This is a genomic window from Verrucosispora sp. TAA-831 (genome assembly GCF_050780145.1).
Taxonomy (GTDB): Bacteria; Actinomycetota; Actinomycetes; order Mycobacteriales; family Micromonosporaceae; genus Micromonospora.
In genome coordinates this window covers 5,319,469-5,339,221 of sequence record NZ_CP192240.1, presented here as the reverse complement: position 1 = coordinate 5,339,221, position 19,753 = coordinate 5,319,469, and the positions used below count along the sequence as shown (strand labels likewise).

At 71.4% G+C, this 19,753-nt stretch carries 16 protein-coding genes; 11 read left to right on the top strand and 5 right to left on the bottom strand.

Going from position 1 to position 19,753, the window contains the following annotated elements; genetic code table 11:
- Window positions 1–59 precede the first annotated feature (59 nt).
- Window positions 60–1,439 (top strand): glycine--tRNA ligase, encoded by a 1,380-nt coding sequence (locus ACQVFL_RS23595; RefSeq protein WP_396698708.1) that lies wholly within the window; start codon window positions 60–62, stop codon window positions 1,437–1,439.
- 93 nt (window positions 1,440–1,532) lie between these two features.
- On the opposite strand, the gene ACQVFL_RS23590 is transcribed toward ACQVFL_RS23595, so the two are convergent.
- Window positions 1,533–2,522 carry a type IV toxin-antitoxin system AbiEi family antitoxin domain-containing protein gene (locus ACQVFL_RS23590; RefSeq protein ID WP_431727627.1) on the bottom strand — a complete coding sequence of 330 codons (990 nt, stop codon included), beginning with the start codon at window positions 2,520–2,522 and terminating at the stop codon, window positions 1,533–1,535.
- A 179-nt stretch (window positions 2,523–2,701) separates the two neighbouring features.
- Between ACQVFL_RS23590 and dusB the strand changes: the two genes are divergently transcribed.
- Window positions 2,702–3,871, top strand: a complete 1,170-nt coding sequence (gene dusB, locus ACQVFL_RS23585) for a tRNA dihydrouridine synthase DusB (protein WP_431727626.1) — start codon at window positions 2,702–2,704, stop codon at window positions 3,869–3,871.
- Between the two features lie 180 nt (window positions 3,872–4,051).
- Here the strand turns inward: dusB and ACQVFL_RS23580 are convergent, their stop codons facing one another.
- Complete coding sequence (locus ACQVFL_RS23580) at window positions 4,052–4,711, bottom strand: C39 family peptidase (RefSeq protein WP_431727625.1); 660 nt, start codon at window positions 4,709–4,711, stop codon at window positions 4,052–4,054.
- A gap of 455 nt (window positions 4,712–5,166) precedes the next feature.
- Window positions 5,167–7,041 carry a family 20 glycosylhydrolase gene (locus ACQVFL_RS23575; protein WP_431727624.1) on the bottom strand — a complete coding sequence of 625 codons (1,875 nt, stop codon included), beginning with the start codon at window positions 7,039–7,041 and terminating at the stop codon, window positions 5,167–5,169.
- Between the two features lie 307 nt (window positions 7,042–7,348).
- Between ACQVFL_RS23575 and ppdK the strand changes: the two genes are divergently transcribed.
- Window positions 7,349–10,153, top strand: coding sequence for a pyruvate, phosphate dikinase (ppdK, locus tag ACQVFL_RS23570; RefSeq protein WP_431727623.1), 2,805 nt, complete (start codon window positions 7,349–7,351; stop codon window positions 10,151–10,153).
- A gap of 61 nt (window positions 10,154–10,214) precedes the next feature.
- On the opposite strand, the gene ACQVFL_RS23565 is transcribed toward ppdK, so the two are convergent.
- The gene (locus ACQVFL_RS23565) at window positions 10,215–10,715 is read right to left on the bottom strand and encodes a roadblock/LC7 domain-containing protein (RefSeq protein WP_431727622.1); all 501 of its coding nucleotides are present in this window, start codon (window positions 10,713–10,715) and stop codon (window positions 10,215–10,217) included.
- Between the two features lie 290 nt (window positions 10,716–11,005).
- On the opposite strand from ACQVFL_RS23565, the gene ACQVFL_RS23560 reads away from it, so the two are divergent.
- The 6 genes from ACQVFL_RS23560 (at window position 11,006) to ACQVFL_RS23535 (ending at window position 17,957) form a co-directional block, all read left to right on the top strand.
- A complete protein-coding gene (locus ACQVFL_RS23560) occupies window positions 11,006–11,359 on the top strand; it encodes a VOC family protein (protein WP_396693487.1) in 354 nt (117 codons plus the stop codon).
- Complete coding sequence (locus ACQVFL_RS23555; protein ID WP_431727621.1) at window positions 11,356–12,588, top strand: deoxyguanosinetriphosphate triphosphohydrolase; 1,233 nt, start codon at window positions 11,356–11,358, stop codon at window positions 12,586–12,588. Before ACQVFL_RS23560 ends, ACQVFL_RS23555 begins: the two co-directional genes overlap by 4 nt.
- A gap of 176 nt (window positions 12,589–12,764) precedes the next feature.
- Window positions 12,765–13,610, top strand: a complete 846-nt coding sequence (locus tag ACQVFL_RS23550) for a siderophore-interacting protein (RefSeq protein WP_431727620.1) — start codon at window positions 12,765–12,767, stop codon at window positions 13,608–13,610.
- A gap of 201 nt (window positions 13,611–13,811) precedes the next feature.
- Complete coding sequence (locus ACQVFL_RS23545) at window positions 13,812–15,452, top strand: BCCT family transporter (protein WP_431727619.1); 1,641 nt, start codon at window positions 13,812–13,814, stop codon at window positions 15,450–15,452.
- Window positions 15,453–15,558: 106 nt separating this feature from the next.
- Window positions 15,559–17,418, top strand: coding sequence for a DNA primase (gene dnaG / locus ACQVFL_RS23540; RefSeq protein WP_431727618.1), 1,860 nt, complete (start codon window positions 15,559–15,561; stop codon window positions 17,416–17,418).
- A gap of 2 nt (window positions 17,419–17,420) precedes the next feature.
- Entirely contained in the window at window positions 17,421–17,957 is a 537-nt protein-coding gene (locus ACQVFL_RS23535; RefSeq protein ID WP_396693477.1) for a hypothetical protein, read from the top strand.
- A gap of 277 nt (window positions 17,958–18,234) precedes the next feature.
- Here ACQVFL_RS23535 and ACQVFL_RS23530 read toward each other — a convergent pair whose 3' ends face one another.
- Entirely contained in the window at window positions 18,235–18,474 is a 240-nt protein-coding gene (locus ACQVFL_RS23530) for a flavin reductase (RefSeq protein ID WP_431727617.1), read from the bottom strand.
- Window positions 18,475–18,700: 226 nt separating this feature from the next.
- Here ACQVFL_RS23530 and ACQVFL_RS23525 point away from each other — a divergent pair, with 226 nt between their 5' ends.
- Window positions 18,701–19,555 carry a helix-turn-helix domain-containing protein gene (locus tag ACQVFL_RS23525; protein ID WP_431727616.1) on the top strand — a complete coding sequence of 285 codons (855 nt, stop codon included), beginning with the start codon at window positions 18,701–18,703 and terminating at the stop codon, window positions 19,553–19,555.
- The gene (locus ACQVFL_RS23520; protein WP_396693470.1) at window positions 19,546–19,737 is read left to right on the top strand and encodes a DUF397 domain-containing protein; all 192 of its coding nucleotides are present in this window, start codon (window positions 19,546–19,548) and stop codon (window positions 19,735–19,737) included. The genes ACQVFL_RS23525 and ACQVFL_RS23520 overlap by 10 nt, the downstream gene beginning before the upstream one ends.
- The last annotated feature ends 16 nt before the right edge of the window (window positions 19,738–19,753 follow it).

Here is a 19,753-nt window from a genome sequence, read left to right as displayed (position 1 = left end):
GGACCGTTCGATTCATCCCACCGTGTCCCCGCCGACCGCCAGTCGGCGTAGGAGGAAAAATGCCAGCCGACCGTATCGACGCCGTCGTCAGCCTCGCCAAGCGTCGAGGATTCGTCTTCCCCTCCAGCGAGATCTACGGAGGCACCCGGTCGGCGTGGGACTACGGTCCGCTCGGCGTGGAGCTCAAGGAGAACGTCCGCCGGCAGTGGTGGAAGACCATGGTCCAGCAGCGGGACGACGTGGTGGGTCTGGACTCCGCGGTGATCCTCTCGCGTGACGTGTGGGCCGCCTCCGGTCACCTGGACGCCTTCGTCGATCCGCTGACCGAGTGCCAGTCCTGTCACAAGCGGTTCCGCGCCGACCACCTGGAAGAGGCGTACGAGGCCAAGCACGGCAAGCCGCTGGCCGCCCTGACGGAGCTGAACTGCCCCAACTGCGGGAACAAGGGCACCTTCACCGAGCCGCGGATGTTCAACGGCCTGATGAAGACCTACCTCGGCCCGGTGGAGAGCGACGAGGGTCTGCACTACCTGCGGCCGGAGACCGCCCAGGGCATCTTCGTCAACTACAAGAACGTCGAGACCGTCGCCCGCAAGAAGCCGCCGTTCGGCATCGCGCAGACAGGCAAGTCGTTCCGCAACGAGATCACCCCGGGCAACTTCATCTTCCGCACCCGCGAGTTCGAGCAGATGGAGATGGAGTTCTTCGTCGAGCCCGGCACCGACGAGCAGTGGCACGAGTACTGGTTGCAGGAGCGCTGGAACTGGTACATCGACCTCGGTCTGGCCGAGGAGAACCTGCGGTTCTACGAGCACCCGCAGGAGAAGCTCTCGCACTACTCGAAACGCACCGTCGACATCGAGTACAAGTTCCGGTTCGGCGGCACCGAGTTCGCCGAGCTGGAGGGCATCGCCAACCGCACCGACTTCGACCTGTCCACGCACAGCAAGCACTCCGGCGTCGACCTGTCGTACTTCGACCAGACCAAGCAGGAGCGCTGGGTCCCGTACGTGATCGAGCCGGCCGCCGGCCTCACCCGCGCGGTGCTGGCGTTCCTGCTGGAGGCGTACGACGAGGACGAGGCGCCGAACACCAAGGGCGGCGTGGACAAGCGCACCGTGATGCGCTTCGACCCTCGGCTGGCACCGGTGAAGGTGGCGGTGCTGCCGCTGTCCCGCAACGAGGCGCTCTCGCCCAAGGCCAAGCAGCTCGCCGCCGACCTGCGCAAGCGCTGGGTGGTCGAGTTCGACGACTCGCAGGCGATCGGCCGCCGCTACCGTCGGCAGGACGAGATCGGCACGCCGTTCTGCGTGACGGTCGACTTCGACACGCTCGACGACAACGCGGTGACCGTCCGGAACCGGGACACCATGTCCCAGGAACGGATCGCGCTGGACCAGGTCGAGCGCTACCTGATCGACCACCTCCCCGGCTGCTGACGTGAAAGGAAGGGCACCCTGTTAACGCCTGGCGTATAGCAGGGGGCCCTTCCTAACACCGCCTGTGCCGGAGCGCCGTCCGGCCAGGCACCGTCAGCCGTGCACCTCGCCGCTGGGTGGCATCGGCGTCGTCGGCACGTCGATGCGTAGCCGGACGGTGGGACCGAGGCCACGCCGGGACTCGTACGCCTCCTCCACCGAGCGCCGTACCCGGTGCGGCTCGCGCCGGATCTGGGCCGGCGTGAAGTGCAGCACGAGGACGCCGAGTCGGCTCAACTCGTTGTGCCGGTCGAGGGTGCGTGCCCAGTCACCGGGGCGGAAGTGGTACTCCTGCGAGTCGACCTCCAGCGCCACCGCCGCATCCGGCAGGTAGCCGTCCGGCGTCGGCGCCGCCCGGCCCGCCGTGTCCCGTAGCCGGGGATTCCAGAGGATCTCCGACAGCACCCTGCTCGCCGCGAGGCAGTCCCGTAGGTCGGCCTCCGGCGCCGACCGCACACCGTGCACCACCTCGGCGAACGCCGTCCGGATCAGCGCCGTGCGGCTGCGCCGGGCCCGACGGATCTCCTCGTCCAGGGCGGCGAGGTCCGCGTACCCCCGCTGCACGGCCTCGGCGACGACGGCCCGCACCGGACGGAGTTGCCGCAGCCCGCGTGCCGCGTCGACCACCGCGCGGGCCGGCGAGCAGACCGGGTAGAGCGGCGTGGCGCGGGCGCTGCCGTCCAGGGCGAGGGCGCGCGAGATCTCCGCGAAGCCGGCGGACGTGCGACGCACGTGATGCGGCACGACGAGTTGGACGGCGTCGGTGCGTGGGCTCTGCCGGAAGCCGTACCAGATCAGTGCGGCCAGGCCGGTCACCTGTGCCTCGGCCCCGGCGTAGAGCGCCGCCGAGATCCGCCGCTGCTCGTCGGTCAGCACGCCGGTGACCAGGGCGTACGTCGCGGGCAGTACCCGCTGCCACAGGCCGCGTCGCGCCTGCCGGTAGAGGTACATGTCGTCGAATCCGGCGGCGAGCAGTTGCGCGCGGCTGACGATCTGCTGCTGGTGTTCGGCGAGGTCGGCGAAGTGGGGAGGGAGGCTGCGCATGTCGGACAGCATCGATCGCGATCTCGTACCGTGGGTGCTCTTCGGTCGGGCCTGTGGACAGCCGCCGGGCCTGTGGACAACCCCGCCGGGCGGCTGGCGATGTGGTATGCGTCGCGTTAGCAGGGGTCCCCTGCTATGCACGAGGCGTTAGGAAGGGCCCCTTCCTTACACTTGGGTGCGTGCCGACAACCGCTCCCGTCCTGCGCCCGCTGACCATCGGGCCGCATCAGGTGTGGCCGCCGGTCGTGCTGGCGCCGATGGCCGGCATCACCAACGTCGGCTTCCGCCAGCTCTGCCGCGAACAGGGCGGCGGCATCTACGTCTGCGAGATGATCACCACGGTGGCGGTGGTCGAGCGGAACCCGAAGACACTGCGCATGATCGCCTTCGGTGCGGACGAGAGCCCGCGCAGCCTCCAGCTCTATGGCACCGACCCGGAGACCACCGCCGCCGCCGTGCGGATCGTGGTCGAGAAGAACCTCGCGGACCACATCGACCTCAACTTCGGCTGCCCGGTACCGAAGGTCACCCGCCGGGGTGGTGGCGCGGCCCTGCCGTGGCGGCGTCGGCTCTTCGCCCGTCTGGTGCGGGCCGCGGTGGACGCCGCGTCACCCGCCGGGGTGCCGGTCACCGTGAAGATGCGCAAGGGCATCGACGACACCCACCTGACGTACGTCGAGGCGGGCCTCGCCGCGCAGGACGCCGGGGTGGCCGCAGTCGCCCTGCACGGGCGTACGGCCGCGCAGCGGTATTCGGGCACCGCGGACTGGGACGCGATCGCCACCCTGAAGCAGGCGCTGGACGTACCGGTGCTCGGCAACGGTGACATCTGGGAGGCAGACGACGCGCTGCGGATGGTCGCGCACACCGGCGTGGACGGGGTGGTGATCGGTCGCGGCTGTCTCGGTCGGCCGTGGCTCTTCGCCGACCTGGAGGCCGCCTTCGACGGTCGCGCCGAGCGCCGACTGCCGAACCTCGGCGAGGTGGCGACGACCATGCGGCGGCACGCCGAGCTGTTGGTCGCGCAGTTCACCGCCGGAGCCCGCAACCCGGCCCGCGGCGAGCGGGACGGCTGTACCGACTTCCGCAAGCACGTCGCGTGGTACCTGAAGGGCTTCCCGGTCGGCGGTGAGCTGCGCCGCGCGTTGGCCATGATCGAGAGGCTGGCCCAGCTCGACGACCTGCTCGGCAAGCTCGACCCCGGGGTGCCGTTCCCGGTGGAGACGCTCGGTCAGCCTCGTGGCCGGACCAACTCCCCGGGCAAGGTCTTCCTGCCCGACGGCTGGTTGGCCAGCCGCGACGACGACACCGTTCCCGAGGGCGCCGAGCTGGACGACTCCGGCGGCTGAGCCCGCCGCACCCGCGCCCGCACTGGCGCCCGGCGGCGGTCGCCGTGGACGGCGGCGGGTGTGGGTGTGGGTGTTAGGAGGGGTCCCCTGCTGTGCGCGAGGCGTTAGGCGGGGGCCCTTCCTTGCAAGCACCGACGGCCGGCCCCTGGTGTGGGGGCCGGCCGTCGGTGGTTGTGGGTGTCAGTGGGTGGTGGCGTAGCCGCGGGTGGCGATCCAGTTGGCGAGGTTGTTGATGTGGAGGTCGTAGCGGGCGTGGTCGGGGTTGGCGGAGTCGGCGATGGTGACGGTGTTGCCGTTGTCGGTGTAGCCGGTGACGCTGATGTAGTGGCCGCCTTCGAAGCTGTGGGTGGTGCCGGTGGTGTCGGTGGTGGTGCCGGCGATGTTGGCGACGACGGCGCGGCTGTCGTCGATGGTGCGGACGATGTCCTGGCGGAGCTTGTCGGTGTGGTGGGTGTCGGCGGTGGGGGTGCTGATTTCTACGGACTTGTAGACGTCCTTGCCGGTTTCGCGGTTGAGGACGGGGGTGATGTCGTTGATGGAGTCGGTGCCGTTCTCGGTGGTGCCCATTTCCTTGGCCATGGTGTGGACGTCGATGTTCTTGCCTTGGACGCTGAGGGCGTTGCGGGCGGCGGCGGGGCCGCAGTAGTAGAAGTTGGGCTGGGCTTCGTAGCGGACGTCGAGTTGACGCTCGCCGTGGCCCTTACGGTCGGCCTGCACCGTGGCGGCGGGCGGACCAGCCGGGGCGGCGTACGCGGTGGTGATCGGGCCGGCGATGGCGCCGCCGGTGAAGGCGAGGCCGGCAGCGGTCAGGGCAGCCTTGCGGAAGATAGCGGTACGCATGATGATCTGAACCTTTCGTCGGGGGTGCGCGCGGCCCACGTGGGGGTGTGCCGGGGCCGTGCGAAAGGGGGAAGGTGCGATCGGAACCGTCGGGGGCCGGGGGCCGCTCACGACGTCCGAGTCGGGTGTAACGCCGGGGGGTGCGGGGTCATTCCGACCCGGTCCCGGGGTGCGGCGCCGGGGGAGGCGTCGCGGTCATGCCATGTACAACCCCCGGCCCCGGCCGGTGATTCCGCGATCGGGGCGGCCACGACGACCTCGCATTCCGGAACGAACCGGACGCCATGGCGCAGGTTTCACCAACCAACCCGGATGCTGAGTGCCACAACGGGCATGCCGCGCGCCCCGGATGCTGGTCGCGGAGGGCCCGATCCGGCCTTTCCCTCGCGCCGCGAAGCGCCGTGGTCGCAGTGACGGCCGGTCGGTCGACCGGGGCGCGCGGGCTGCTCCGGTCGTCAGCCGGTGGGGCTGGTGGGGCGGTCTGGGGAGTTCGGGGATCGGGGAGCGGGCACGGCGCGCTCGCCCGGAGGCAAGGAAGGGTCCCCTACTAACGCCTCGTGTATAGAAAGGGTCCCTTCCTTACCTCCGGGGGGAGGGGTGGTGGGCCAGGGGATCTCGGGTGCGTGGTGGAAGGTGATACCGGCCCGGGTCCAGCGCGGGCCGTGCCCGGCCAGCCGTCGACGAAAGGCGTCCCAGTCGTGGGTGCGGCGGGGTGACCAGCCCAGCTCGGCGATGGCGGGCATGCGGGGCAGCAGCATGAACTCGATCTCGGCGAGGTTCGTCACCGATTCGGTCCAGAGCGGTGCCTCCACCCCCAGCACCGCCTCGGCCGGTACGCCGGTCAGGTGCGTGCCCGGATCCCACTCGTACGCCCGGCGTACGTCGACGAGACCGGCCCAGTCGTGCCCGATCGGCGTGTCCGGGGCGTACTTCATGTCCAGGTACGCGTGGTTGCCGGGGGAGAGGACCAGGCGGGCGCCCCGACGGACCGCGTCGGCGGTCTGCGGGTCGTCGCCGTTCGTGCCCCACCACTGCAGGATCCGCCCGTCGACGTGCCCGGCCGGGGCGATCTGGTGCCAGCCGACGACCGTCTTGCCGAGCCCGGCGACGATCCGCTGCACCCGCTCGACGAACGCGGCGTAGACGTCGGCGGGCACCTTGAACGCCTCGTCGCCGCCGATGTGCAGCCACCGGCCGGGGGTGAGTGCGGCGAGTTCGCCGAGGACGTCGGCGACGAAGTCGTACGTCCGCTCGTGTGCCGGGTCGACGTAGCTGAACCCGACCTCGGTGCCGGTGTACGGCGGTGGCGCGGCCCGGTCCGGGGCGAGTTCCGGGTACGCGGCCAACGCGGCGTTGGTGTGCCCGGGCAGGTCGATCTCGGGGACGACGGTGATGTGCCGCGCCGCGGCGTACGTCACGATCCGGCGGTAGTCGGCCTGCGTGTAGTACCCGCCCGGCCCGCCACCGACCTGGGTCGTCCCGCCGACGGTGCTCAGGTCGGGCCAGGAGTCGACGGCGATCCGCCAACCCTGGTCGTCGGTGAGGTGCAGGTGCAGCCGGTTGAGCTTGTACCGGGCCAGGTGGTCGATGACCCGCAGCACGTCGGGTACGCCGAAGAAGTGCCGGGCCACGTCGAGCATGACGCCCCGGTGCGGGTAGCGGGGCCGGTCGAGGATCGATCCGCCGGGCAGCACCCAGCGCCCAGCGACCGGGGTGGGGTTCTCGATGTCGGCGGGCAGCAGTTGGCGCAGCGTCTGGACCCCGTGGTGCAGGCCGGCGGCGGTGCCGGCGCGGAGCCGTACGCCGTCGCGGGCGACGTCGAGCCGGTAGCCCTCCGGGCCGAGGTCGGGATCGCCGGTCAGGTCGAGGACGATGCCGCCGACCGGGGCGGGCGCGGTGGTGTCGGTCACCGGCAGCGGGTACCCGGTGGCGGGGCGCAGCAGCGCGGCGAGCTGCTCGGCGACGGCCAGGGCGGCGGGGTCGGCGTTGACCCGGATCACCGTGTCGGCGGTGAGCAGGTGGTCGGCGGTGGTGTCCGGGGTGACGCGTTCCGGTGCCGGCACCACGTCGTCGAGCCGTACCGGCGCGGGCCGGGCGAGTTGTGCCGCCGCCTCCCGCGCGGCCGTCTGCGCCAGCTCCCCGGTGCTGCGTACCGCCCCGCCGACCGGGTCGACGGCGGCGACCTCTCCAGCGGCGACCGTGCCGACGGCGGTGGCCTCCGGGGCGGCGGGTGGCGTGCGGTCCGCGGTGGTGCCGGTCCGCGCGGCGGGTACGCCGGCCGGGGCGGTGTTCTCGGGCGGTACGGGGGCGGCGGTGGAGGGCGTGGACACGACGACGGCTCCGAGGGGTGTAGTCGCGGAGGTTCTGGCAATGGTGCGAGGGTGACGCTGCGTGCCGTCAAGAGTACGGGGAGGTCGGCCATTGCGTATTCGTGCACGTGGAAACGTTCCCAGAGACCGTGACGAACGCACCCGGTCGTGATTGCTGTGCCCATTGTCACCGAATGGTCCCGGGGCTCGCGAAGTTCGCTTAGCCTTCGCCCACCGATCGGAATAGTCCCCGGATTACCAGTGGCCGACCCCGGGGCATTCGGAAACTGAACCTTCGTTAAGTGTCAATCCGGGCGCGTGGGAGGCTTTGGTGACGCAGGAAACGGTCGAACGCAAGTACGTCTACGATTTCGCCGAGGGCAACAAGGATCTCAGGGACCTGCTCGGCGGCAAGGGTGCCAATCTGGCCGAGATGACCAACCTCGGCCTGCCGGTTCCGCCCGGCTTCACCATCACCACCGAGGCATGCCAGGCGTACCTCGCCACCGGGGCGGAGCCCGACGGGTTGGCCGACCAGATCGCACGTCACCTGGACTCCCTGGAGCGGGGGATGGGTCGACGGCTCGGCGACCCGGATGACCCGCTGCTGGTCTCGGTGCGGTCCGGGGCGAAGTTCTCGATGCCCGGGATGATGGAGACCGTCCTCAACGTCGGGCTCAACGACCGCTCGGTGCGGGGCCTGGCCCGGCAGGCCGGCGTCTCCACCGATCCGGCCGGCCCCGACTCGACCGCCTCCGGCGGCAGCGCAGATCCGACCGCCTCCGGCGGCAGTCCCGCTCGGGCCGCCTCCGGCGGTAGCGACAGGTTCGCCTGGGACTCCTACCGGCGGCTGATCCAGATGTTCGGCAAGACCGTCTGCGAGGTGCCGGGAGAGGCGTTCGAACAGGCGCTCGACGAGGCCAAGCGGGCCCGGAACACCACCGACGACCTCGACCTGGACGCGGACGACCTGCGGGGACTTGTCGACACGTACAAGAAGATCTTCCGGGAGCACACCGGGCGGGACTTTCCGCAGGAGCCGCGCGAGCAGCTCGACCTGGCCATCCGGGCGGTCTTCGACTCGTGGAACGCGGAGCGGGCGGTGGTCTACCGGCGGCAGGAACGCATCCCGGCCGACCTCGGCACCGCCGTCAACGTGGTGGCGATGGTCTTCGGCAACCTCGGGCCGGACTCCGGCACCGGGGTCGCCTTCACCCGTGACCCGGCCAGCGGCGCGCAGGGCATCTACGGCGACTACCTGGCCAACGCCCAGGGTGAGGACGTGGTCGCCGGCATCCGCAACACCGTGCCGTTGCAGGAGTTGGAGCGGATCGACCGCACCTCCTACGACGAGCTGCTCGACTACATGGCCCGGCTGGAACGGCACTACCGGGACCTGTGCGACATCGAGTTCACCATCGAGCACGGCAAGCTCTGGATGTTGCAGACCCGGGTCGGGAAGCGGACCGCCGCCGCCGCGTTCGTCATCGCCGGTCAGCTCGTCGACGAGGGCCTGATCGACCTCGACGAGGCACTGCACCGGGTCAACGGCGCCCAACTGGCCCAGCTCATGTTCCCCCGCTTCCAGCTCGACCACGAGTTCCAGCCGGTCGCCACCGGCATCGGCGCCTCGCCGGGTGCCGCCGTCGGCCGGGTCGTCTTCACCTCGGCCCGCGCGGTGGAACTGGCCGGTGAGGGCCAGGACGTGATCCTGGTCCGCCGGGAGACCAACCCGGACGACCTCAACGGCATGATCGCCGCACGCGGCATCCTCACCTCCCGCGGCGGCAAGACCAGCCACGCCGCCGTGGTGGCCCGGGGGATGGGCAAGACCTGCGTCTCCGGCGCCGACGAGCTGGACATCGACGTGCCCGGCCGGCGGTTCACCGTGGCCGGGCGGACGGTCACCGAGGGCGACGTGGTCTCCATCGACGGCACCACCGGCAAGGTGTATCTGGGCGAGGTGCCGGCCACGCCGTCCGAGGTGGTGCAGTACTTCGAGGGCGAACTCGACCCGGAGAGCACGGACGACGCGCTGGTCCGGGCCGTACACCGGATCATGTCGCACGCCGACGGCGCGCGGCGGCTGACGGTACGCACCAACGCCGACACCGCCGCCGACGCGGCGCGGGCCCGGCGCTTCGGCGCCGAGGGCATCGGGCTCTGCCGCACCGAGCACATGTTCCTCGGTGACCGGCGTGAGCTGGTCGAACGGCTCATCCTGGCGCGCGAGGCGGACGAACGGGAGCAGGCCCTGGCCGCGCTGCTGCCGTTGCAGCGGGCCGACTTCGTGGAGATCTTCCGGGAGATGGACGGGCAACCGGTCACCGTCCGGCTGATCGACCCGCCTCTGCACGAGTTCCTGCCTCCGTTGGAACAGCTCGCGGTCGACGTGGCGGTCGCCCAGGAGCGCGGCGAGGACGTCGCGAAGGAGGAGGCGCTGCTGGCCGCCGTCCGCCGGATGCACGAGGAGAACCCGATGCTGGGGCTGCGCGGCGTACGCCTCGGCCTGGTGATCCCCGGTCTGTTCGCGATGCAGGTGCGGGCGATCACCGAGGCGGCGGTGGAGTGCGCCCGGCAGGGCGTACGGTCCTGCCCCGAGATCATGGTCCCGCTGGTCGGCGCGGTGCAGGAACTGGAGACGGTACGCGCGGAGGCGGAGCGGATCATCGGCGAGGTGGTCGGTGGCAGCGACGTCGAGGTGCTGATCGGCACGATGATCGAGGTGCCCCGGGCGGCGCTGACCGCCGGGCAGATCGCCGAGGCGGCCGAGTTCTTCTCCTTCGGCACCAACGACCTGACCCAGATGGGCTGGGGATTCTCCCGGGACGACGTGGAGGGTGCCTTCTTCTGGCGCTACCTGGAACTGGGCATCTTCGGCATCTCGCCGTTCGAGTCGATCGACGCCGACGGGATCGGCCGGTTGGTGCGGATCGCCACCGAGGAGGGACGGGCCGCCCGCCCCGGCCTGAAGCTGGGGGTCTGCGGCGAGCACGGCGGCGACCCGGACTCGGTGCACTTCTTCCACTCGGTCGGGCTGGACTACGTCTCGTGCTCGCCGTTCCGGGTGCCGGTGGCCCGGCTGGAGGCGGGGCGGGCTGCGGTGGTCACGGCGGGCTCGGACAGCCGGTGACGCAGCCGGGTCGGTGGACATGCGTCCATCGGCCCGGTATCGGGGACCACTGGCCCGGGGTTCACATCGGAGGTCGACGCCAGGTGATGTAGGGGTCGCGGTGCGGACGTCGACTCGGCAGGGTCGCCATCGGGTTGCGTACCGCCAGCGGGGCGTGCGGATCGGGGCGCTGTGTCGGCAACGTCGGGCGGTGCCGGGCGGCGAGCGCGGCACCGGCCCGGTCGACCACGCCCCGGGCCTCCTCGCGCAGCGCGACCAGATCCGCGCCCGGCTCGGCGACCAGGGTCAGCAGGGCGTCCCGGCCGGCGGGATAGGTGACCACGCAACCGGCGGCGGTGTGCACCACGGACTCGTGGAACTCTCCCCGTCGGACCGTGGTGGCCATCCGATGGCCGAGGCCGAAGCTGGCGGCGGCCAGGGCGGCGAGGTGGGTGGCGTCGGTCGTGGGCAGGTCGCTGGAGATCAGCAGGCCGTCCATGCCGGCGAGGACCACACCGGCGATCTCGGGGCGACGGCGACGCAGCCCACGCAACTCGGTGCCCATCATCGTTTCCGCGTTCACGAGCGTGTCTCTCCCACCGGTCGTGTCTCCGCCTCAACAAGTGACGTTCCGCAGTGGCGACGCTACCTGTCGGCGTCAAGTTAGGCGATCCCGTGACCGTCGGCAATCGGTCGGCAACTCTCGACTGATCGGGGGATGTGACCACGACGGGGGACGTCGTGACCGGGCCGTACCGGCCGAGCGGGCGTAACCTGGGCTCGCCCGTGGACCGTCGTCGCGAAGGGTGGCCGGATGGAATCGCGTACCGCACTGCTGGGAAGTCGTGCCGACGGCCGGCCGGTGGTGCCGGCATGACCAGCGTCTGGACGCATCTGACCGTGGACGCGCGCGACCCGGGACGGCTGGCCCGCTGGTGGGCCGAGGCGCTCGGCTACCAGGTGGTGCGCGAGCTGTCGTACGAGGTGGAGATCCGTCAGTCCCCCGACCGGCTGCCCGGTCTGCTCTTCGTGCGTGGAGGCGGGGTCAAGGAGGGCAAGAACCGGCTGCACCTCGACCTGCGCCCGGCCGACCGGGAGGCCGAGGTGGAGCGGCTGGTCGACATGGGCGCCCGGCACGTCGACGTCGGCCAGGACGGCGACGACTGGACGGTGCTCGCGGACCCGGAGGGCAACGAGTTCTGTGTCCTGCGGCAGGCGGGGGATTGAACGCTGACGGCGCCGAGGCGCGCTGGGTGGGCGAGCCGGCCAAGGACGCCGACCACGGCCGGTCGCCGTACGAGCGGGACCGGGCCCGGGTGCTGCACTCGGCGGCGTTCCGCCGACTCGCCACCAAGACCCAGGTGCACACGGCCGGCACCGACGACTTCCTGCGGACCCGGCTGACCCACTCGCTGGAGGTGGCGCAGATCGCCCGCGAGATGGGCGCGCGGCTGGGCTGCGACCCGGACGTGGTGGACACCGCCGGGCTCGCCCACGACCTGGGACACCCGCCGTTCGGACACAACGGCGAGGCCGCACTGGACGTGGTCGCCGCCGACTGCGGCGGCTTCGAGGGCAACGCCCAGACGTTGCGGGTGCTCACCCGCCTGGAGGCCAAGGTGTACGCCGCCGACGGCACCTCGGCCGGACTGAACCTGACCCGCGCCGCGCTGGACGCCGTCGGCAAGTACCCGTGGACCCGCCGACCCGGCCGGCGCAAGTTCGGGGTGTACGCCGACGACCTGCCGGTCTTCCAGTGGCTGCGCGAGGGGAGCCCGGCCGGCGAGCGGCGCTGCCTGGAGGCGCAGGTGATGGACTGGGCCGACGACGTGGCGTACTCGGTGCACGACGTCGAGGACGGCATCCACGGCGGATACCTGACCCTGGAGCCGCTGCGGGTCGACGCCGACGAGCGGGTCGCGCTCTGCGCCGACGTGGCCGCCGTCTACTCGGCCGAGTCGCCCGACTACCTGGAGCAGACGCTGCTGGAGCTGCTGGCCGACCCGCTGTTCGCCCGGCTGGCCGGGTACGACGGCAGTCACCGGGCGCAGGCCGCGCTCAAGGCCACCACCAGCGTGCTGACCGGACGGTTCGTGGCGACCGCGGTGGCGGCCACCACCGACCGGTACGGGCCCGGGCCGCACCGCCGCTACGCGGCCGACCTCGTCGTACCCCGGCCGCTGCGGGCCCGGTGTGCGCTGCTCAAGGGCATCGCGCTGCGGTACGTGATGCGCCGTCCCGGCGCCTCGCAGCGCTACCAACGGCAGCGGGAGATCCTGACCGAGCTGGTGGCGGTGCTGACGCGGCGGGCGCCGGAGGCGCTCGACCCGGTGTTCGCGCCGTCGTGGCGTTCCGCGCCGGACGACTCCGCCCGGCTGCGGGTGGTGATCGACCAGGTGGCCTCGCTGACCGATCCGGCCGCACTCTCCTGGCACACCCGCCTGCTCGGCACCTGACCGGCCGCGCGCGGGGCTGGGTTTGTGGGGTGTGGGCTTGGGTGTGTAAGGAAGGGTCCCCTGCTAACGCCTGGTGTATAGGAAGGGACCCTTCCTTACATCCACAGCGCGCCGGGCGGCGGGGGATCGGGTACCGGGGTGGACGACCACCGGGTTAGTTAGGCTAGCCTAACCAGATGACGGAGCGCCCGATCAAGGTCACCACCGCCCGCGTGCTGCGCACCGAGCGACCCACCGCGCACGTGATCCGGCTGGTGCTGGGTGGGGAGGAACTGGTCGGGCTGCCGCTCGGCGAGTACACCGACACCTACATCAAGATCGTGTTCCCGGTCGACGGGGTGGTCTACCCGCGTCCGATGGACCTCGCCGCGATCCGGCGCGAGATGCCCCGGGAGCACTATCCCCGGCTGCGGGCGTACACGGTCCGGAACTGGGACGCGGCGGCCGGGGAGATGACCGTGGACGTGGTGCACCACGGTGACGAGGGGCTGGGTGGGCCGTGGGCCGCCGCCCTGCGCCCCGGCGACGAGGTGCTGTTCGTGGGCCCCGGCGGGGCGTACGCGCCGAGTCCGGAGGCGGACTGGCACCTGATGGTCGGTGACGAGAGCGCGATGCCGGCGATCGCCGCGTCGCTGGCCCGGCTGCCGGCCGGCGCGCCGGCGTACGTCTTCGTCGAGGTCGACGGCCCGCTCGACGAGCAGCCGCTGCCCAGCCCCGGCGCGGTGGCGGTGACCTGGCTGCACCGGGGTGCCCGGCCGGTGGGTGAGGCGCTGGTCGACGCCGTACGCGGGCTGGACTTCCCGCCCGGTGCGGTGCAGGCGTTCGTGCACGGCGAGGCGGGTTTCGTCCGCCAGTTGCGCAAGCTGTTGCGGGTGGAGCGGGGGGTGTCGCGTGACGCGCTCTCCATCTCCGGCTACTGGCGGCGGGGCCTGGACGACGAGGGCTGGCGGGCCAGCAAGTCCGACTGGAACCGTCAGGTCGATCTCGACGAACAGGCGCCGGTCCCCGCTCCGGTCGGTTGATCAAGGGCTTGACGAGCCGATTCCCTCGAACCCTGTTAGCGTCATGATCGAATAGGGTTCGAGGTGCCCGAGCCCTCCGAATGCGTTCGCGTCCCGTCGGCGGCCACCTCCGGGTGCCCTGATCCCTGGTCCCGCCCGGGTGATTCGTGCTGAATGCGGCACGTGGCGGCGCGGGAACCGGAGGATTGGTTCGGGGTGACCATGAGCGAAGAGAGTCCGCAACGGCCCGACCGGACGGCCGGTGAAGTCGACCGGACAGTGCTCGGACTGGGCGTCGGCGGCGTGCTGGCCGTGGTGGTCTGGGGCGTACTCGCGCGCGACTCGCTGGCCAGCTTCGGTGAGTCCGGCCTGGCCTGGGTGACCAGTACGTTCGGCTGGTTCTTCGTGGTCGCCGCCAACGCCTTCCTGGTGTTGGCGCTGGTGCTGGCGGTGTCCCGGTTCGGTCGGTTGCGGCTCGGCAGCGACTCCGACGAACCCGAGTTCAGCACGCTCGCCTGGATCGCCATGATGTTCAGCGCGGGCATGGGCATCGGCCTGGTCTTCTTCGCCGTCGCCGAGCCCATCCAGCACTTCACCACCCCGCCGCCGGCCAGTGGCGTCGAGCCGCTGAGCGAGGCGGCTGCCGGGGCGGCCATGCAGTACACGCTGTTCCACTGGACGCTGCACCCGTGGGCGATCTACGCGGTGGTGGCGCTGGCACTGGCGTACTCGACGTTCCGCAAGGGCCGGCAGAACAGCATCTCGGCGGCGTTCCGGCCGCTGATCGGCGACCGGGCCGACGGTGTCCTGGGGCGCTCGATCGACCTGCTGGCCGTCTTCGCCACCGTCTTCGGTTCGGCCACCAGCCTCGGCCTCGGCGCTCTCCAGATCGCCGCCGGACTCGACCTGGTCGTCGGCATCCCGGACAGCACCGCCGTCGAACTGGTGGTGATCGGCGCACTCACCCTGGCCTTCGTGATCTCCGCCTTCACCGGCCTGCACAAGGGCATCAAGTGGCTCTCCACCACCAACGTGCTGCTGGCTTTGGCGCTGATGTTCTTCGTGTTCGTGGTCGGTCCGACCATCTACACGCTTGAGGTACTGCCCGCCTCGATCGGCAACTACCTGGACGACCTGGTCGTCATGTCCACCCGTACCGGCGCCTTCTCGGACCCGTCGTGGCTCGGTGGCTGGACCATCTTCTACTGGGCGTGGTGGATCTCCTGGGCGCCGTTCGTCGGTACCTTCATCGCCCGGATCTCCCGTGGCCGTACGGTCCGGCAGTTCCTGATCGGTGTGCTGCTGGTGCCCAGCGGCGCCAGCGCCGTCTGGTTCGCGATCATGGGCGGCAGCGCGCTGCGGATCCAGACCACCGGCACCCGTGACCTGGTCGCCGACGTCGCCGCCAGCACCGAGCAGGCACTGTTCGGCCTGCTCGACGCGCTGCCCCTGGCGGCGCTGACCAGCGTGCTGGCCGTGGTGCTGGTCGCGCTGTACTTCGTCACCAGCGCCGACTCGGCCTCGCTGGTGCTCGGCTCGCTGACCTCGCGGGGCGCGCTCCGGCCGCACCGGGTGCTGGTGGTCTCCTGGGGTGTGCTGATCGGCGCGGTCGCCGCGGTGCTGCTGCTCGCCGGTGGGCTGGACGCCCTCCAACAGGCCACCATCATGATCGCGTTGCCGTTCGTGCTGGTGATGCTCGGGCTGGCCGCCTCGCTGGTCAAGGACATGTCCGACGATCCGCTGCTCGCGCCGCCGACCCGACCCCGGCGGTCGGGCCTGGCCGCCGCCGTCCGCACCGCCCGCTCCTACGACGACGAGGGCCCACCGCCGGTACGCCGCTACCTGCGCCGTCCTCCCCGCTGACGACGGTGTGAGGAGGGGACCCCTGCTCTACCGCAGGCGTTAGCAGGGGGCCCTTCCTTACACCGTCGGTGGGGCAGGGCAGGATGTAGCCCGAGGGGGTGGCGACATGGCGGGGCGGATCCGGGACGAGGACATCGCGCTGGTCCGCGAGCGTACGTCGATCGCCGAGGTCATCTCCGACACGGTGACGCTCCGGTCGGCCGGCGGCGGCAACCTCAAAGGGCTCTGCCCGTTCCACGACGAGAAGTCCCCCTCGTTCAACGTCTCACCCGCCCGTAACGTCTGGTACTGCTTCGGCTGCGGCGCGGGCGGCGACGCGATCAAGTTCCTGATGGACGCGGAGCACCTCAGCTTCGTCGAGTCGGTGGAGCGGCTCGCCGAACGGGCCGGCGTGCAACTGCGGTACGTCGAGGACGACCGCTCCGCCCCGCGCACCCGCCCGCAGCAGGGCCAGCGGCAGCGGCTCGTCGCCGCGCACGCCGCCGCCGTGGAGTTCTACACCGGGCAGCTCACCACCGCCGGGGCGCGTACCGCCCGGGAGTTCCTGGCCGAGCGGGGATTCGACCGCGCCGCCGCCGAACGGTACGGCTGCGGCTTCGCACCGGAGGGCTGGGACCCGCTCACCAAGCACCTGCGCCAGCGCGGGTTCACCCACGACGAGCTGATCACCGCCGGGCTGTCCCGACCGGCCCGCTCGGGCAGCCTGATCGACCGCTTCCGGCGTCGGCTGCTCTGGCCGATCCGCGACCTGACCGGCGACGTGATCGGCTTCGGTGCCCGCAAGCTCTTCGAGGACGACGACGGCCCGAAGTACCTCAACACCCCCGAGACGCCGATCTACAAGAAGTCGCACGTGCTCTACGGCATCGACCAGGCCAAGCGGGAGATCGCCAAGCAGGGCCGGGTGGTGGTGGTCGAGGGGTACACCGACGTGATGGCCTGCCACCTGGCCGACGTGCCGACCGCCGTGGCGACCTGCGGCACCGCCTTCGGCGCGGACCACATCGGCGTGCTGCGCCGGCTGCTGTTGGACACCGACGCGGTGGCCGGGGAGATCATCTTCACCTTCGACGGGGATGCCGCCGGGCAGAAGGCCGCGCTGCGGGCCTTCGAGGACGACCAGCGGTTCGTCGGGCGTACCTTCATCGCGGTCAGCCCGGACAACATGGACCCGTGCGAGCTGCGCCTGGCAAAGGGCGACCTGGCGGTACGCGATCTGGTGGCCCGTCGCGAGCCGCTCGTCGACTTCGCGCTGCGGCACATGCTCAACCGCTTCGACCTGGACACCGTGGACGGCCGGGTGGAGGCGATGCGCCGGGCGGCCCCGCTGGTGGCCAAGCTCAAGGACCAGGAGAAGCGTCCCGAGTACGTGCGCAAGCTCGCCGGTGACCTCGGCATGGAGATCGAGCCGGTGCAGCGGGCGGTACTGGCCGCCGCTTCGGGGCGCCCGGCCGAGGCGTCGACGCGTTCCGCCCGCGCCGAGCCGACGGTGGACAGTCCGCAGTCGATGGTCGAGCGGGAAGCCCTCAAGCTCGCCCTTCAGGAGCCGGCGCTGGCCGGGCCGATGTTCGACGCGGTCGAGGCGAGCGACTACCGGCACCCGGTGCACGTGGTGGTCCGGGAGGCGGTCACGGCGGCCGGTGGTGCCGCGTCGGCGGCCGGTGGCGCGGTGTGGATCGAGTCGGTCCGGGACGCCTGCACCGACCTGGCGGCCCAGGCCCTCGTCGGTGAGCTGGCCGTGGAGCCGCTGCGGATCGACGGTGAGCCCGACCCCAGGTACGTCTCGATCACCATGGCCCGCCTCCAGTGGGGCTCGGTCACCGCCCGCATCCGGGACCTCAAGTCACGGATCCAGCGGATCAACCCGGTCAACAACAAGGACGAGTACTTCGCCACCTTCGGCGAGTTGTTGTCGCTGGAGCAGCACGCCCGCGCGCTGCGCGAGCAGGCGGCAGGAGGGCTGTAGAGATGGGACTGTTCCGCCGCCGACCGAAGCTGCCACCGGCCGACCGGCCACCGCTGGAGCGCGACGAGCGGGTGCTGGCCTGGTCAGCCGCCGGCAACGGCGAGGGGGACGGCGTGGTGGTGGCCACCAATCTGGGGCTCTGGCTGCCCGGACGCGGCCACCGAATCGGCTGGCACGACATCGTCAAGGCGGTCTGGTCCGGCCGGGAGCTGACCGTCACCCCCGGCGAGCAGGTCGCCGAACGGGACGGGTACGTGGTGGTCGCCGACTGTCCGGCCGAGCGCTACCTGCTGCTCGATCCCGGTGAGCTGCCGCACCAGATCCGGGCTCGGGTCACCAAGTCGGTCGCGTACACCCAGCACCACGCTGTTCCCGGTGGCGCCGGTCGGATCGTCGGTCGGCGGGTGTCCGGCGTCGACGGCCTGACCTGGATGGTCCGCTACGACCCCGGCACTCCCACCGACGACCCGACCGTACTCGCCGAGACCGACCACCTCGTCGCCGCCGCCCGCGCCGCCACCACCCCCACCGACCTCTGACCCGCCCGGCCGCCCTGCTCCGTCACGCCGTCCGCGCCGTCCGCCGAGGCCGCCGCTCGCGCCGTCCGCCGAGGCCGCCGCTCGCGCCGATCAGGCGGCTGCTCGCCGATCGGGCCGCCGCTCGCCGATCGGGCGGCCAGTCACGCCGATCATGGACTTGTGGCACCCGGAAGGATGTGCTTTGCCCCCTTTTATCCTCGCCACAACTCCATGATCGGCGCGGGTCGGGTGGTGTGGGGGCGGGTGGGGTGTGGGGGTGGGTGGGGTGGGTGGGGGGCTAGCGGGGGCGGGCCCAGGTGAGGAAGCGGGCGGCCAGGGCTTCCGGTGGGCAGGTGCCGGCCAGGTCGTCGGCGGCGTCGTACATCATCGAGCCGAGATAGACGAGCAGGCCGGTGCGGTTCTCCCGGTATTCGCCCAGCAACGCCAGCCGGGCCGGTGAGCACGGCCAGCGGGCACCGCACACCCGGCACCGCCAGGACGGTCGGGCCGCGACGTGGGGGCGGTAACGGGCCGTCACCAGTCCCGGTCCCGGGGGAGCGGGATGGGGGTGGCCGGGGGCGGACATCGCCGGAACCGGAATCGCATGGGTGGGCCTCCGTCGAGGTGAATGGGGCGCCGGCCGAGTCGGGTACGCCGACGCCCCGGCCTGGTTCCGCCCGCCGTCCGATCCCGTGAGCGGTCCCGCTGCGTGACAGTCTGGTGAGGACGCGACTACGGTGGGAGGCTTGGCGCGGTGACGCCACGTGCGTCCGGAGCCGTTTCCCAGGCGGTACGACGATGTACGGAGGGTGTCCGTGGACCGCTCGTCCATGCTGGAGCACTTCGCGGAGGAACTTCGGCTGGTCCGGGCCGCTGCCGACATGTCGCAGTCCGCGCTGGCCGAGGCGCTCAGCTACTCGGCCGCGCTGGTGGCGAAGGTGGAGACCTGCGAGCGGAAGCCGAGCCTGGACTTCGCCCGCCGCTGCGACACGGTGTTCGCCGCCGACGGACGTTTCGAGCGCATCCAACGCCGACTCAGCCGGGAGTCCGTGGTGCCGTGGTTCCGCGACTGGGCAGGCATCGAGGCAGAGGCCACCGCGCTGCGCTCGTTCGAGCCGCTGTGTGTGCCGGGGCTGCTGCAAACTGAGGCTTACGCCCGTGCGTTGCTGTCGGGTGGCGGATTGTTCGCTGACGACGAGGTCGAGCAGCAGGTGACCAACCGGTTGGACCGCCAGGCGGCGCTGACCCGTGACCGGCCGCCCCTCTTCACCGTGGTCATCGATGAGTATGTCCTGCGCCGCCGGATCGGCGGGCAGGAAGTGATGCGGGAGCAACTGCGACACCTGGGGAAGACGGGTTCAGCCATGCCCCGGGTTCGGATTCAGGTCGTGCCGCTGGCAGCCGGAGCATATGCAGGGCTCGGCGGGCCCTTCGTGATCGCCACCTCGCCCAACGGAGACGATGTCGTCTACCTGGAGGGCCAACGCCACGGGCAGGTGATCGACCGCCCCGACTACGTTCAGCAGATGGTCGAGGTTTGGGAGTCGATCCGGGGTGAGGCACTATCGCAGCAGCAGTCCCTCGATCTGATAGCGGAGTTGGCGGAGACATGGAGCTGACCGGCGCCCGATGGCGCAAGAGCACCCGCAGCGGCCCCGATGGCGGCAACTGCGTGGAGGTGGCCGACAACCTGTCGGGTGTGGTGGGTGTACGTGATTCCAAGGATCCGGCCGGGCCGGTGTTGGTCTTCGGTCCCGGCTCCTGGCGTGCGTTCGTCACCCAGTTCTCCGAGCGCCCGTAGCGGACGCCGGAGAGGC

Excerpts from the sequence above, each read along its gene's own strand:
- ACQVFL_RS23520 (WP_396693470.1), top strand. The coding sequence starts at position 19,546 with ATGGAGCTGACCGGCGCCCGATGGCGCAAGAGCACCCGCAGCGGCCCC.
- dnaG (WP_431727618.1), top strand. The coding sequence starts at position 15,559 with ATGGCGGGGCGGATCCGGGACGAGGACATCGCGCTGGTCCGCGAGCGT.
- ACQVFL_RS23560 (WP_396693487.1), top strand. The coding sequence starts at position 11,006 with ATGACCAGCGTCTGGACGCATCTGACCGTGGACGCGCGCGACCCGGGA.
- ACQVFL_RS23535 (WP_396693477.1), top strand. The coding sequence starts at position 17,421 with ATGGGACTGTTCCGCCGCCGACCGAAGCTGCCACCGGCCGACCGGCCA.
- ACQVFL_RS23580 (WP_431727625.1), bottom strand. The coding sequence starts at position 4,711 with ATGCGTACCGCTATCTTCCGCAAGGCTGCCCTGACCGCTGCCGGCCTC.
- ACQVFL_RS23545 (WP_431727619.1), top strand. The coding sequence starts at position 13,812 with ATGAGCGAAGAGAGTCCGCAACGGCCCGACCGGACGGCCGGTGAAGTC.
- ACQVFL_RS23550 (WP_431727620.1), top strand. The coding sequence starts at position 12,765 with ATGACGGAGCGCCCGATCAAGGTCACCACCGCCCGCGTGCTGCGCACC.
- ACQVFL_RS23595 (WP_396698708.1), top strand. The coding sequence starts at position 60 with ATGCCAGCCGACCGTATCGACGCCGTCGTCAGCCTCGCCAAGCGTCGA.
- ACQVFL_RS23590 (WP_431727627.1), bottom strand. The coding sequence starts at position 2,522 with ATGCGCAGCCTCCCTCCCCACTTCGCCGACCTCGCCGAACACCAGCAG.